Here is a 13872-nt window from a genome sequence, read left to right as displayed (position 1 = left end):
AACCTGCCTGGAGACCAGGCAGGTTTTTCTATTGTCCACCCGCTGCGCCGTTTCAGCTTGCATCATTTTTCTTTTCTTGCTTCCTGTAAATTCATCGTTTATATAACTTCCTTTTTCCCCATGGTTTTACATAAGAAATTACGACTAAAAAAGTTAAAATCGTTAAGCTGATTCCAATACCCAAAAACAGGATTTGTCGGCTCTGAAGATAAAGGGGGTTTTGTAACGGCTCGACATCACTCGAAAGAATTTTTGGGAATAAGTTATGCACGACATTACCAGTAATCGATGATCCTAATAAAATGGCAAAGATGTTGCCAATCCATTTGGCCATAATCCAATAATAGGTTGTAAGTCCTCCCCAATTGGTTCGTAAAGCGATCCAAATCCCTGTAACCAAGGAACCTATTGCACCTGGAATCGTTAAATAGTCATCAAAGTAACTGATGAATTCAAGTCCTGCATGAATGGACTCTTTCTCCGAAAAGGAAGACATCGAAAGCAAAACCACTAGTTGACCACAAATCCCACTAAAATAAACAATAACAAAAAGGATATGAGCAATGAGCCACCATTGTTTCCGCTTATGCGTTAATTTTCTTGATATTTTATTAGCGATGAATACCATTATAAAAATCAGCATCAATAGTATTGCTGTTATAAGTAGGACAAAAACGACCATATGCCTGCCTCCCAAAGGTTAAAAGCTGCTGCATGATTACTGGTGGAAACAACAAAAATAACTGAACTAAGTAGAAATAGCATGACGAAAACGATTAGCAAAACTGGAAATACTTGCTTCACCGGTGTTGAATATTAACCTAATAGATATAGCATAGAAAGGATGACAGAATTAGTGAACCATATTAAAGCATTTCCAAACTGCTGATGGAAACAAACTAAAGGAAATAGGAAAACCATCTACTAACACTAATTAACTGCCCATCATTTAGCATCATTACGTTCCGCGCTTCTCCTTCAACATACATGAATTAAAATTAACCTGGCTTGTTGAGCTTCCATATAAAGAGTGGATAAAAAAAGCGGAAGGGGAATAGAATTAACTATCAATCGAAGGGAGGAAACAAGAAATGAAAAAAACGAAGATTATCTATTGGATTTTCACTGGGTTGTTGGTGGCATTGATGGGGATTGGTTCCATTCCTGATATCCTGTCTGTTCCCGATGCAGTCGCGTTATTTGAACATTTAGGCTACCCTTCCTACCTCTTGCCCTTTCTTGGAGTTGCCAAATTATTAGGGATCGTAGCGATTCTTGTACCTGGGTTTCCGAGAGTTAAGGAATGGGCTTATGCTGGATTCACATTCGATTTGACGGGTGCCATGTATTCAAGCATATCTGTCGGCGATCCAGCAAGTAGTTGGCTGTTTTTCATCATCGGATATATTTTGATAGCTGGGTCTTATATTTATCATCATAAAAAAAGCAATTCAGCTTCAGTAAGTCATGACGATAGCTTATCGACTTAATCAATCGCCATAACCGTAGACATTTGAAGCAGTCAAAGAAAAAGCACAGTGGTTGGTGTTTTTTCTTTGACTCCAAACATTCAACAATCATAAAAATCATGAATTTCATTAAAGTGGCGGATTTTTCACACCTAGATGGATCCAATCTTCTTTTGGTGGCCCATAAACTCCAGGAGGCTTAATTCCTGCTTGGCGCATTAGAACCGTCATTTGTCCGCGATGATGGACGATATGCTTGATCAACCCCATTAGGATTTCAGCATTTGATTCCTGTCTTCCGAACGCTGTTTGCATTTGTTCGAGTGATTCGTCTGTCCATTGCTGTTCAATGATTCTGGCTGCATGGGAGCTTATGTCCTTAAAGGCCGCAGCAATTTCTTGGGCTGATGCTGGGACGCTTTCTTCATTCTCTCTCCTATCCATCATAAGTCCAAAATGAGTTAAATAATCCGGGATATTGGTAATTACATGCCACGCAATTCTTCCTAAAGTGCGCCCTTTGCCATAAACTTGCTGTTTTAAGGCATCATCTGTCAGGGTATCCAAAACATTTTGAGTCAGAAGGGCTTCTTTATTCCATTCTTTGATAAAATCTGAAATTGAACGATACATAGTAATACCTCCCTTTTCAAGATTTCGGATAGCTCACATTTCATATATCCACATTAAACATTCAGTCTTGAAAAAAACGCTTCAAATGCTTTTGTCGGATTGGCGAACCATTGCGCAATTTGATTTGCTTTGACCTGGTCCTGTGCACCCTGCAGCAACAATTGAACCACATGCTCTGGCAATGGCTCAGTCATGGCGTTTGTCCATTCCGTTACTTCTGTAACATATTGTTTCGTTCGATTCCAATAAGACTTTCCGATTTCTTCGTCCCATTTGGAATGTTTGAATTCAATAAGGGTTTCATACAATTGCTCCGCACAAAAAGAAGAAAGATTACAGCCTTGACCCGTAATCGGATCGTTTAAAAACACGCTGTCCCCGCAGCCAACAACCAGCTTTTCATCAACCATAAGATACGGCTTTCGTATAACTGGGGTTACCGCTGTTTGCAGAAAGCTTTTTTCGTCACTTAACTTAAATGTTTCCACGTCCAGGCGCTTATAAACGTCAGGAAAGAATTTTTGGACTGCATCACTCATTTTACGAGTGAATACTTCGGCATTTGTTATTCCTTTAAATGCGTCCAACTCAGTGTTTTGAATGGCCATGAGAAATAGGATCGTAACAGGGCCCTGTTCTGTTAATGCAGGAATTTCAAACATTTCACCTAACCCAGGCAGTACCGTTACGCTAACTCCTAGAGGGTCGTTTGCTTGTATACCTGTGAAATAGCCAACGATGCACTTTCGCTGCGGAGTTGGAAAAGGTGACAGCTTCGGTTCAATTGGAAACGGAAAAAGGGGTCCATTTTTCCCGGTACAATCAATGACCAAATCAAACGTATCAAGTAACGCTTCCGCCCTCTCTTTATCCACCTTTTCCACTCGGAAGGAAACTCCTTTTTCGGCAAGGTCTTTCATTGAATGAGTATAATACAAGCGTTGATCAACAGATAATGCCGGTTCTTGCAACATTCCTGCAAACAGTTTTTGATTTCCAATCGTAATATGAATGCTTTCAATCAGGGATTGTTCCCCCCAGTTCGGCATGTTAAAGCGGTTTTCTCGTTTCCTCGTCGAGCCGAAATGGACCTGGGTGGACATGATGCGCCCTGATCTGATTTCCTCTGTTGTATGGCGTTCAATGACGGTTACATCAAAATCTTCCTTTAGCGCATAAGCTAGGTGCAGCCCGGCTATACCACTGCCAATTATGCAAATACTCTTTTTCAACGGTACCACTTCCTTATTACGAACTATTTTTTTCTCCGAGCAGGTGCTTTTATGGCTGAAACGCGCTTTCCTTGGCTTAGATTTCCAGCTACCTACTTATTTTATTAGGTGCTGTTTTTCATGTAAATGGTTCTTTAGTGACAATCACACAGACCTGTCTCGCAACATCATTAACGAAACTAGTCCGCGGGATGTCCAGATTCTCGGAAACACCTTTTTCTCTCGTAAGCTAAGTAGGCAAAAAGGTTTATGACAGGAGATTTATGCTATAATTAGCAAGAATGAAAAATTACAGAAAAAAAATATTATTCTGAAATTTATACCTTTTGAGGAGTCGATGAAAGTTGACATTGGATATCAGTAAAGAACAAACCATCTTTAACCACATAGGAAATAAAATCAACACAGAAGATAGAGTAATTAATATAATTGCTAGAATGGAAGAACCGTTAATTTTAATGCTAGGAAATGTGTTGAGTGACGAGGAATGTGACGAACTGATCCGCTTGTCCAAAGACAAACTGCATCGTTCCAAAATTGGCGATACACGCGAAATCAATGAGATGAGAACGAGCAGCAGCATGTTTTTTCAAGAAAACGAAAATGATACCATCGCCAGAGTTGAAAAAAGAATAGCAACCATTATGAATATCCCCCGTGAACATGGGGATGGCATTCAAATCCTTAAATATACACCTGGTCAAGAATATAAAGCTCACTTTGATTTTTTCACAAGTAAAGAGACAAAGAATAATCGGATCAGCACACTCATCATGTATTTAAATGATGTGGAGCATGGGGGGGAAACTTTTTTTCCTGATCTGAATTTGTCTGTATCGCCGCATAAGGGAATGGCGGTGTATTTCGAGTATTTCTATAACGAACGTGAAATGAACGAACGAACTTTGCACGGTGGTGCACCGGTTATAGCGGGTGAAAAATGGGTGGCGACACAATGGATGAGAAAACAAAAGAAGGAGCGTTTTGATACGTTTTCATCTTGAAGGCGAAACGAACTCATCTTCATCATCCCGATTTTTCGGAAAATATCTTGAATTGAAAAGGACCCCAGAGGGTCCTTTTTTACTGCTTTCGCCTTATACATCATTCACTTTTCGAAATGCCAGTGATCGAAATTGCAACATTCATATAATATCACTAAGCTATATTCAACATCATTTTACATGCAATAAAATAAGGGACGTAGCTTTTCCAATATGCCTTATCATTTTCCTTCATTCTGCTTGATATAAGCAACCGAGTATTGCAATGTTTTCAATCAAAATCTCGCTTAAAATTTATTTTCAATTGCATGTATATAACTGTTGACAATATCAAAACCTATTACTAGCAACACATTAAATTATTAGGAGCTGAAAACATGGCTAAAAATAACAACAGCAATCAATTAGTAGTTAGTGGTGCAGAACAAGCTCTAGAACAAATGAAGTACGAAATCGCAAATGAATTTGGTGTTACCCTGGGAGCTGATACAACAGCTCGTGCGAATGGCTCTGTTGGTGGAGAAATCACGAAACGTTTAGTGCAAATGGCTGAACAGCAATTAGGCGGAAGAACTCGTTAATCGAAATCATATGTACTGGTAGGGATAGTGATTACACTATCCCTATTTATATTGCCGTAATTTGATCCAAGTAAATAAATTCAAGCGGCCTTTCCCCGATGAATACCGAGAAAAGGCCGCTGCTTGAATCTTAATTTATATGCTAGCTTATCGTGGTTAAGGTCAGAAAAGCAACATCAAGATGGCATGCCTAGAATGGCTTTTGGCTCCAGGAATTCTTCGATTCCGTAATCGCCCCATTCACGTCCGATTCCAGATTGCTTGAATCCGCCAAACGGTGCTGAATAGTCTATTTTGGCATTGTTGATGGTGATTTGACCAGCCCGGATATTTGTAGCCACTTTTCTCAATTCGTCTGCGTCCTCCCCGAATACATACCCAGCTAAACCATAAATCGTATCATTGGCGATTTCAATCGCTTCATCAATGGTTTCGTACGTAAGAATTGACATTACAGGACCAAAAATTTCTTCTTTGGCTATCGTCATATCGCTTTTCACATTAGTGAAAACCGTAATCTTCGTGAAATAACCTTTATCAAGGCCTTCTGGTTTCCCCGTGCCTCCAGCAACTAGCACCGCCCCTTCATCCATTCCTTTTTCAATGTAAGATTGGACCGTTTCCCACTGCCCTTGTGATACCTGAGGTCCCATAAAGGTAGACTTATCTTGCGGATCTCCTACAGGAAACTCTGGAAGCACCTCTTTTATCGCTTCGATGAACTCATCATGCATCGATTGGGGAATGATGGTCCTCGTGGCAGCGGTACAAACCTGTCCTGTATTCATCGCTACATTCAAAACAGCTGTTCGTGCCGCTTCTTTTACATTGGCGTCTTTTAAAATCACTAATGGTGATTTGCCGCCAAGTTCGAGCGATACTTTCTTAATATCCTGAGCGGCGTTTTCCATGATTTTTGACCCCACGCTTCCAGATCCAGTAAAGGAGACAAAATCTATATCAGGGTGGGAGCTGATCGCTTCCCCAATGGTGGAACCTGAGCCATTCACTAAATTAAATGCACCTTTGGGCATTCCAGCACTTTCAAAGATTTCTGCGAGAATGATCGCTGTAAGTGGCGTCAAGGCAGCAGGTTTCAGTACGACTGTGCTTCCTGCCGCAAATGCACTCGCCAACTTCGTGCATACTTGGTTGGCAGGGAAATTCCACGGTGTAATTAGTCCAGCTACACCGATTGCCTCCTTTTGAATCAAGGTGTCCCCTCGCTGCTCGGTGAATTCGAATGTTTTCAAGTTCTCAGCCGCTTTTTTAAAATGCTGTAAGCCCATCTCATATTGAACCTGCTCACTCCGTGTTACAGGCGAGCCTAACTCTTCCGTCATGACTCTGATAAGGTCTTCTTTTCGATTTTCATATTCTTTTGCGATATCCTCCAAAAGCTTAATTCTCTCTTCTCTTGACATCCTAGAAAATGTAGGGAATGCTGCACGAGCCGCTTCAACAGCACGATCGACATCCTCCTTCGTACCGGAAATGATTTTTCCAATGACTTCTTCCGTAGCTGGATTGATAACATCAATCGTTTCCGACCCTGTGGAATCAACCCATTCTCCATTGATATACTGCTGTGTATAATTACGCATCTTTCCAGCTCCTTTATCTTGGTGGATTTGTTTATATAGTTTATTTTCCCTAAAATATTTTCAGTAAACCGTTATATATACTAGGAATTCCTGAATCAACTTTTACGAATCGATTTTTTTGCAACCATGAGCATATGCCTCGCATGATCACGTTAAAAAACCCCGATCGGTTTTTCCCGAACGGGGTAGTACAAAAAGTACACCTCAATAAACTTCTTCCTTTGATTTTTTAATGTATGTTCAATCGCATTCTTTAACACGGTGTTCACGACATAAATTCCCTAACACCAGAACATGCCTACAGTGTCATCGAACTCGATGTTTCAGCTTTTGCAAATCGCCTTTTTTTCAATAAATCATTCAATTTTTCCGACCCGAAGAACATTCCTGCCACTAAAACGGCAATAAAAAACGGCAATATCCCGATTGAGGTGTGGGATGCGAGAAATCCAAGGAGAGGAGGCATCGACATGCTGCCAGTATAGGCCATGGCCATTTGAAAGCCCATGATGGTCTGGGAATGTTGCTTTCCAAAACGCGCTGGCGTTTCATGTAGCATGCATGGGAATATCGGAGCAAGGCCCAATCCGATCATAATAAAGCCTGCAAGCAGGAATTCTGTCGGCAAAGGTAATAATAAAAGCGATGTTCCCAATAAGGCAGTCACTTGACCGACTCGAATCAGCGTCCGATTACTGACCCTTAATGTAATGAAGCCGGTAATGAACCTTCCGATCGTTATTCCTGCATAGTATAAGGAAACCCATTTTGCCGCTACCTCTACAGGCAAATCCTTTACATTCACGAGAAAGCTGCTTCCCCAAAGGCCGATTGTTGCCTCGGCCCCGCAATAAAACAAGAAGGAGACCAGGGCAAGCTTCACGCCCTTAATTCGCCAAGGTTTTGTTTGGTTAACATCTTCTTCAAGCAAGTCACCTGCCGGTTGGTTCTTCTCTTCAGATGAAGTGGCAGCCACACTGTTTTTTGCGATCTTATTCCATAATGGCAGCGTGAAGAAGAGGATGATGACCAAGGCGAACTGAATGCCGGCAATTGCAAGATAACCACTTCTCCAAGAATTTTGCCCTGAAATGGACTGTGCCATAATGATGGGACCAATAGTCGCCCCGACACCCCAAAAACAATGGAGCCAACTCATGTGGTGAGCTTTGTAATGCGTAGCAACATAATTATTCAAACCCGCATCAACCGACCCTGCACCTAACCCCAATGGTATGGCGAATATGACCAGCCAAACAACCGATGGAGCAAAATGAAAACCTAGCAGACTGCCAGCAGTCGCTAAGCAGCTGACAAGTGTGACTTTGCCCGTCCCAAACCGCTTAAGGACGATGCCACTAGCTAAACTGGAAATGATGGTACCAGCTGCGATCGTCATAAAAAGCCATCCAGCCGTCTCAAGTGGAGCACCATATTCAGCACTCATCACGGGCCAAGCGACTCCTAACAAGGAATCAGGTAATCCTAGGCTGATAAAAGCCAAATAGATGATGACTAAAAAGAATGTAGCCATAGATCCGCCTCCAATTGTTTATTATCGTATTCGTTTTAGTTACTTTCTTCAGCAAGCATCAGCTTAAGTCCAAGGACTTGTAAGCCACATAAATAGTCTTGTTTCCAATCGCTTGCTACAAGCTCTGGAAGATGATTTGCCGGAATATACGTTGAGCTTCTTACTGAAATTCGTGCCAATATTGATTCGTCCACTTCATCATTGCAAAAAATGATTGTTTTTGGATTGATGATGGCTGTAAAAGAAGCCACTAGCCTGCTTATAGCGTCGATTTCATATTCCTCACGTATCGCCTTCTTGTCTGTTTTCTTTCCTTTTCCCAAAGCTCGCAGGAAGTTTCGGTCATCATATTGCGGGACAAAGGAAACCTCTCCTGAAAAGAAAGTGCTTCCTCGCACCACGCCCCCATTAATCATAATGCCTGCGCCTGGCCCGTTTTGACCGGAATATAAATAAATAAGGGAATGATTGTGCTTGATTTTCCCATTATGGTGATAGCCAAGGACCGCAGCATTCATATCATTCTCCACAACCACCGGTAAAGAAAATTGATCTTCAAAGTACCCCTTTAAATCAAAATCTTGTATATGCTTGTATCCTGGAATAAAAAAGATCCGACCATTATCTACGGAACCGGGTACACCAATTGCCATGGAGCTGACGTGCGGATATTTTTCCATGAGTTTTTCAATGTCCTTCGTTAATAAGCTAAAACCATCATCCATTAAAGCAGGTTCCGTTTTCCCCTGCTCCTTCACTTCCCCGAAACAATTAAAGATCACATAATTCGTTTCATTTTCTTCCATAAATAAAGCCAAGCCAAGCTTATACTCCGGATTATATGTATATCTTTTTGCTCTTCGCCCACCACTGGAATGATCGAGCCCTGTTAAGATCAGTTCGCCATCCTTTTCCATCTGGCCAAGAAATTTACTTATGGTCGGGAAACTAATTCCTAATTTATCGCTGAGCTCAACCGTGGTAGCACTTCCAATTTCCAACAGAGCTACACGAATGCCATGAAGAATCGTACTTTTCATGGTTTTTGCTTTTGCACCTACCTCATCCATAAGGATCACCGCCTACTATGATAAACTTTTTAAAGAGGTTTAATAAGTTCCGATTCAATATAACATATCCAGTTATTGAAAACAATGGATACTAGATAGGTATATTAATAAAAGATGAAAACATACACTTAATTATCATGAATGGCAAAGAAGCCTTCGTATAGTACAAAGGCTTTTAAGATATAGTACGTCCGTGTTCTTTTTGATGTTACATGACAGGCAACACGCATGTTGCATCGAAAAGATCTTAAGAAATGCAGCGAATATGAATAGCTCACTATCACTATTTTTTTGTAAAAATCGCAACAGCATTTCCATTTCCTATTGGTGAAGCCTTTTTGTTATGAAATCAGCTCTTCATATGTTCACTTCGTGGGATTTTGGGTGTCTGAATCGTTATGCCTAAAATATGAAAGGACATTTTAGCTAATCTTGAAGCTCCTGAATGAAACGAAAGTATTTCACTCATTTTATTAGGTCAATTCTTCCTATCCTCCCCTTAAGATGACCTCTCCATATCAATCGTCAGCTTATAACGGTCTGCACGGTAGACAGATTGGGCAACCTCAAACGGTTTTTTTGAATCAAGCCTGCTTATTCGTTCAATTAACAAAACTGGGGACCCTTCTGCTATGCCGAGCATTTCAGCCTCGGTCTTTTGAGCGATGGATGCTTCTATGGACTGCCTACCATATTGAATTTTCAGACCGAACGTCTTTTCTATATAGCTATAAAAGGAGGTTTGGGCCATTTCTTCCGTCATCCCCCGTGAAAGGTCTTTTGACAGATAAACCGTTTCAAAGGACATCGGCAATCGATCAGCCAGCCTTACCCGTTTCAGCTCAACAATTGGCGTTCCTGCTTCCACCTCAAGTTTAGCAGCAAGATCACTATCAGCTTTGATTTCCGTTAAACTGATAACACGTGTACTTGGCTCATGTCCCCTTGATTGCATGTCCTCGGAAAAGCTCGTTAAACCTTGAAGGGGCTGTTCGATCTTTTGATGGGCAACGAATGTTCCTATTCCCCGCTGCCTATATAAATATCCATCATTCACGAGATTAGATATGGCTTGTCTTACCGTCATCCTGCTAATTTCGTATTTTTCCGTGTAATCTCTTTCGGAAGGAATCATCTCGCCAGGCAGTAATCGATGGTTTTGAATAGCTTTTTTAATCGCTTCTTCAAGTTGATAGTATATCGGAATCGGTGAATTCTTGTGGATCATTTAGGATACATCATCCTTTCATCGTGATGTAGGTTTGGGAGAACTTGAAGCAACTTGACGAAAAAATAAGCCTCGTCAATCAAATCCCACTAAATGAACGCACGATAAGTCCTTGTTGCAGATTTACATTCACTTTTCGGACGTTTCTTGATTTCTTTTCGTGAATTTCAAGACAGATTCCCTCGAACGCTCAATGCTGTTTTTATATTCATTATAATATTTTGAAACATACGCATAAAAAATTATACTGACCGTTAATAGTTGTGCGAACAGCGAGCTTGTTGCCGCACTTCTGAATTTAGCCTCTGGTGCCCGTACATGATGTAACGACATATCGACTTTTTTAGTTAAACCATTGTTGCCCAACCGCGATAAGCCAATTGTCTTAATACCATATGCATTAGCGATATCAACAAGCTGTAGGACTTCTTCCGTTTCACCACTATTGGAAATACAGAAAAAAACGGTATTTTTTGAAGCTGCCGCAAGAGCTGTTGCGGTAATATGCGGGTCTTGATTAGCACTTACGATTTTCCCCAGCCGTAACCATTTTTGGGTGATGTCTTCAGCTATCAGCCATGAAGCCCCCAGGCCATATACATAAATGACATCGGCTTCCCTCATGGTTTCGACAATTTGATCGAGGACGGCTTCATCCAGATAATGCGCCGTTTCTTGTATGGCCTGAACTGAGTTGGAGACGATTTTATCCATAATGGAAGCGATCGATTCGTTAGGTTCAATGTCATAGAAGCCTTTTTTCTCTGGTTGCGAAATAAGCGATGATAAAGATACCTTTAGTTCTGAAAAGCTGTTAACCTTGATCGAACGGCAAAATCTTGTTACAGCCGAACTGCTGGCCTCGGCATTGGCGGCTAATTCATGAATGGTCATTCTAATGATTTCATTAGGGTTATCCAAAATATATTGTGCGATTTTTCTTTCTGATTTCGGCAATTGATTCAATAAACTTTCGATTCTCAATATAACGTTTTCGACGTACATATCATTGCTCCCTCGATCTTTTATTACCTTATATGCTTCAAAGCCATGTAATAACAGCCCAACGTAGACGAAACTTCATCCACGATAAGTTTCACATCTGGTTTTTCAAGTTTAAGATGATTGATAAAGGAGCTTTGCACCATGGGGATATGGGTCAAGATGCTACCTTTTATTGCAATTGTAACATCATTGCCAACATTTAACTTCTTGCAAACATCAAGGGCATTCTTCGAAAGGTGATAGCCTGCCTGAATAAGAATATTTTTTGAGAACTCATCGCCTGCATCCGCTTGTTCTACAATAATTGGAACGAACGCTGCAACCTCTGCTTTCGTTGCTGAATAAATGAATTTTTTTAATTCTACTGCACTATGATAGCCGAGTTTTGTAAGCATCGCTGTAGTTAATTGGCTATAATTCAGTCCTTCATCTTCTTCTTTTGTCATGTTGATAAAAGCCTGCATGGCAATCCAATAGCCACTGCCTTCATCCCCTAGAATATGTCCCCAGCCGCCAGCAAATTCCTCGGTTCCATTATGGGTCCCGATACTGACAGCCCCTGTTCCCGAAATCGTCATAACGCCATCCTTCCCTTTTAATAGGGCAGCATGAGCAATCATAGCATCATTTACGATCGTAAAAGGAGTATCGAATGCCTCGGTTAATGCACGTTTTATTCCTTCTGGTTTTTCTACTCCTCCAAACCCAGCTAACCCTAAGCATATGTAAAGGCAGCTTCCATTTTGGATGCCAGCTTTGCATAAATCAATCGCCTCAATAATGTTCGTAATCGCCTGCTTTTCATTTATGAGCAAATTCCCATATCCGGATTTGCCTTCTCCTAGTTTATTCCCATCTAGACTATAAGCAACCGCTTCTGTTTTCGTGCCACCACCATCGACACCGATAATAAACTTCATATCATTCTCCTATTCATAAAAAAAGGGAGGAATGTTGATGTTCCTTCCCTTTTTTCCTTCATCCATCTAATTCACACTGAATTGGAATTTACCCCATGGCTCTAAATAATCGAGCAGGAGAATTTCCTCCTCCGCTATTCGGCCAACTACGTTCGTTTTTCCTGAGTTCTTCATATCTTTCAATGCAATCTGCAATTCACCCTTATATTGTCCATAGAGCTCATTTTCAATTAGTATATCACCGCGTCTAATATCAGGCGTATGTGTTGGTTTAAACTCTTCGTGCTTATACTTCACGCGTGATTGAGTCGAGCGAATAAGATAATCAGATACATCTCCGCGGTAAAAATGAAATTCTTCCAGGACAATTTTTTTCTCTAAATCTGTTATGGTGTCGTGTAGATTTACATCGAATGTTAACAACTCGCTGTTTAACATGCTAAGCTGTTTCATTTCTGCTTCAGATGCGTAAGCATTGGCAATTATCACATCATCGATTAATCCTGTAGCAAACAAGTGCTTCGCTTGTGTCGCAATGGACAATTCCCTATGCATTTCCAATGAACATAATCCTTCCGTTATCGGCCAAGGTCCAAACGTTGCTGCATGTGAGCTTACGAAAGCACCTGTGCGGATATTATGCTTTTTAAAAGACTCACAGCATTTTATAAAATGGGGATAGCTTAATCCAGCATAGCGATGAGGATAGAAATTATGCGAGCCCACTAAATTTTCTTTATTCGGTTTATAATCGATGATGTTTTCTAAATATTTCGTTGCATTGCTCATGTTAATCTCAATTTTCAAATCATATGGATTATGTGTCATAATCGACTCTTCATTTCCTGTAAAGCCCATGTCTAACCTAATTCCATACGCACCTAACTCTGCAAAGAATGATAAGTCGCTATAAGATATGCCCAAAGCCCCGAATACTCGAGGAGCAATATCGACCATCACTTCCATATTCAAAGAATTGGCAAACCGTATCGTTTCTTTAAATTCTTTTAAAATCTTCTCTTTATCGCCTTCAACTGATAACAAGCATGTAAAGATTTTTTTGAATCCATATTTATGTGCCAGTGCAATGTATTCCATGTCTTTTTCAACGGTTGAATGTTCTGGGTAGATGGAAATACCAAGTTTGCTCATTGTTTAAACACCTCTTTTTTTTACTGTTGTGGAGCTAGCTTTTTTACAATACGAATCATATGTTCAATTAGTTTTTGTTCACTCAATGCCGTCATCAAATGATCTTGAGCATGAATCATCAATAAAGTCTTTTCACTTGGAACTCCATTCAACTCAGCTTGAATAAGCTTCGTTTGTGTTTTATGAGCCAAGTTCAATTCTTCCTGAACTTGTTTAATCAGTTCATCTGCTTTTTCAAAATTAAATTCTTCCGCTTCCGATAATGCTTCAAATGCCAAGCTTCTCGCATTTCCGCTATGTGATATGATTTCGAAGATTTCCATTTCGTTATTGTTCAGTTCAGTTGACATAGTTACACACTCCTGTTTATGTTTTAATGATGTAAGTCATGTTTTCATGACGCTGTTTTCGCATACTATCTTGCGATTCACCCAGTAATG

The 13872-nt window shown here is 40.5% G+C and carries 14 protein-coding genes; 3 read left to right on the top strand and 11 right to left on the bottom strand.

Annotation, left to right across the window (positions count from 1 at the left end; genetic code table 11):
• Positions 1–91 precede the first annotated feature (91 nt).
• A complete protein-coding gene (locus ASU00_RS06735; protein WP_057912691.1) occupies positions 92–682 on the bottom strand; it encodes a DUF2269 family protein in 591 nt (196 codons plus the stop codon).
• Between the two features lie 409 nt (positions 683–1091).
• Between ASU00_RS06735 and ASU00_RS06730 the strand changes: the two genes are divergently transcribed.
• The gene (locus ASU00_RS06730) at positions 1092–1490 is read left to right on the top strand and encodes a DoxX family protein (RefSeq protein WP_057912690.1); all 399 of its coding nucleotides are present in this window, start codon (positions 1092–1094) and stop codon (positions 1488–1490) included.
• Positions 1491–1598: 108 nt separating this feature from the next.
• On the opposite strand, the gene ASU00_RS06725 is transcribed toward ASU00_RS06730, so the two are convergent.
• Together ASU00_RS06725 and ASU00_RS06720 are read right to left on the bottom strand one after the other, a co-directional pair.
• Positions 1599–2102: a DinB family protein gene (locus tag ASU00_RS06725; protein WP_057912689.1), complete on the bottom strand. Its 504-nt coding sequence runs from the start codon at positions 2100–2102 to the stop codon at positions 1599–1601.
• Positions 2103–2155: 53 nt separating this feature from the next.
• Positions 2156–3343 carry an FAD-dependent oxidoreductase gene (locus ASU00_RS06720; RefSeq protein WP_405386486.1) on the bottom strand — a complete coding sequence of 396 codons (1188 nt, stop codon included), beginning with the start codon at positions 3341–3343 and terminating at the stop codon, positions 2156–2158.
• Between the two features lie 335 nt (positions 3344–3678).
• Here ASU00_RS06720 and ASU00_RS06715 point away from each other — a divergent pair, with 335 nt between their 5' ends.
• The gene (locus ASU00_RS06715) at positions 3679–4338 is read left to right on the top strand and encodes a 2OG-Fe(II) oxygenase (protein ID WP_057912687.1); all 660 of its coding nucleotides are present in this window, start codon (positions 3679–3681) and stop codon (positions 4336–4338) included.
• Positions 4339–4715: 377 nt separating this feature from the next.
• Complete coding sequence (locus ASU00_RS06710) at positions 4716–4919, top strand: alpha/beta-type small acid-soluble spore protein (RefSeq protein WP_057912686.1); 204 nt, start codon at positions 4716–4718, stop codon at positions 4917–4919.
• A 176-nt stretch (positions 4920–5095) separates the two neighbouring features.
• On the opposite strand, the gene ASU00_RS06705 is transcribed toward ASU00_RS06710, so the two are convergent.
• The 8 genes from ASU00_RS06705 to ASU00_RS06670 all read right to left on the bottom strand — a co-directional run bounded on the left by ASU00_RS06705 (position 5096) and on the right by ASU00_RS06670 (position 13782).
• Positions 5096–6523, bottom strand: coding sequence for an aldehyde dehydrogenase family protein (locus tag ASU00_RS06705; protein WP_057912685.1), 1428 nt, complete (start codon positions 6521–6523; stop codon positions 5096–5098).
• A gap of 298 nt (positions 6524–6821) precedes the next feature.
• Positions 6822–8057 (bottom strand): MFS transporter, encoded by a 1236-nt coding sequence (locus tag ASU00_RS06700; protein WP_057912684.1) that lies wholly within the window; start codon positions 8055–8057, stop codon positions 6822–6824.
• Between the two features lie 35 nt (positions 8058–8092).
• The gene (locus tag ASU00_RS06695; RefSeq protein WP_057912683.1) at positions 8093–9127 is read right to left on the bottom strand and encodes an ROK family transcriptional regulator; all 1035 of its coding nucleotides are present in this window, start codon (positions 9125–9127) and stop codon (positions 8093–8095) included.
• Positions 9128–9626: 499 nt separating this feature from the next.
• Positions 9627–10355: a GntR family transcriptional regulator gene (locus ASU00_RS06690; protein ID WP_057912682.1), complete on the bottom strand. Its 729-nt coding sequence runs from the start codon at positions 10353–10355 to the stop codon at positions 9627–9629.
• A gap of 129 nt (positions 10356–10484) precedes the next feature.
• A complete protein-coding gene (locus tag ASU00_RS06685; RefSeq protein ID WP_057912681.1) occupies positions 10485–11360 on the bottom strand; it encodes a MurR/RpiR family transcriptional regulator in 876 nt (291 codons plus the stop codon).
• Positions 11361–11383: 23 nt separating this feature from the next.
• Positions 11384–12280, bottom strand: a complete 897-nt coding sequence (locus ASU00_RS06680; protein ID WP_057912680.1) for an N-acetylglucosamine kinase — start codon at positions 12278–12280, stop codon at positions 11384–11386.
• 66 nt (positions 12281–12346) lie between these two features.
• Entirely contained in the window at positions 12347–13432 is a 1086-nt protein-coding gene (locus tag ASU00_RS06675; protein ID WP_057912679.1) for a DUF871 domain-containing protein, read from the bottom strand.
• 20 nt (positions 13433–13452) lie between these two features.
• On the bottom strand, positions 13453–13782 hold the full coding sequence (locus tag ASU00_RS06670) for a PTS lactose/cellobiose transporter subunit IIA (RefSeq protein WP_057912678.1): 330 nt from the start codon (positions 13780–13782) through the stop codon (positions 13453–13455).
• Positions 13783–13872 lie beyond the last annotated feature (90 nt).

It is taken from the genome of Peribacillus muralis, from assembly GCF_001439925.1.
GTDB classification, from domain to species: Bacteria; Bacillota; Bacilli; order Bacillales; family DSM-1321; genus Peribacillus; species Peribacillus muralis.
This window is presented reverse-complemented; position numbering and strand designations above follow the sequence as displayed.

What these genes read in the sequence shown, in the direction of transcription:
- ASU00_RS06685 (WP_057912681.1), bottom strand. Translation starts at nt 11,360, where the DNA reads ATGTACGTCGAAAACGTTATATTGAGAATCGAAAGTTTATTGAATCAA.
- ASU00_RS06735 (WP_057912691.1), bottom strand. Translation starts at nt 682, where the DNA reads ATGGTCGTTTTTGTCCTACTTATAACAGCAATACTATTGATGCTGATT.
- ASU00_RS06675 (WP_057912679.1), bottom strand. Translation starts at nt 13,432, where the DNA reads ATGAGCAAACTTGGTATTTCCATCTACCCAGAACATTCAACCGTTGAA.
- ASU00_RS06730 (WP_057912690.1), top strand. Translation starts at nt 1,092, where the DNA reads ATGAAAAAAACGAAGATTATCTATTGGATTTTCACTGGGTTGTTGGTG.
- ASU00_RS06695 (WP_057912683.1), bottom strand. Translation starts at nt 9,127, where the DNA reads ATGGATGAGGTAGGTGCAAAAGCAAAAACCATGAAAAGTACGATTCTT.
- ASU00_RS06670 (WP_057912678.1), bottom strand. Translation starts at nt 13,782, where the DNA reads ATGTCAACTGAACTGAACAATAACGAAATGGAAATCTTCGAAATCATA.
- ASU00_RS06725 (WP_057912689.1), bottom strand. Translation starts at nt 2,102, where the DNA reads ATGTATCGTTCAATTTCAGATTTTATCAAAGAATGGAATAAAGAAGCC.
- ASU00_RS06690 (WP_057912682.1), bottom strand. Translation starts at nt 10,355, where the DNA reads ATGATCCACAAGAATTCACCGATTCCGATATACTATCAACTTGAAGAA.
- ASU00_RS06680 (WP_057912680.1), bottom strand. Translation starts at nt 12,280, where the DNA reads ATGAAGTTTATTATCGGTGTCGATGGTGGTGGCACGAAAACAGAAGCG.
- ASU00_RS06705 (WP_057912685.1), bottom strand. Translation starts at nt 6,523, where the DNA reads ATGCGTAATTATACACAGCAGTATATCAATGGAGAATGGGTTGATTCC.
- ASU00_RS06710 (WP_057912686.1), top strand. Translation starts at nt 4,716, where the DNA reads ATGGCTAAAAATAACAACAGCAATCAATTAGTAGTTAGTGGTGCAGAA.
- ASU00_RS06700 (WP_057912684.1), bottom strand. Translation starts at nt 8,057, where the DNA reads ATGGCTACATTCTTTTTAGTCATCATCTATTTGGCTTTTATCAGCCTA.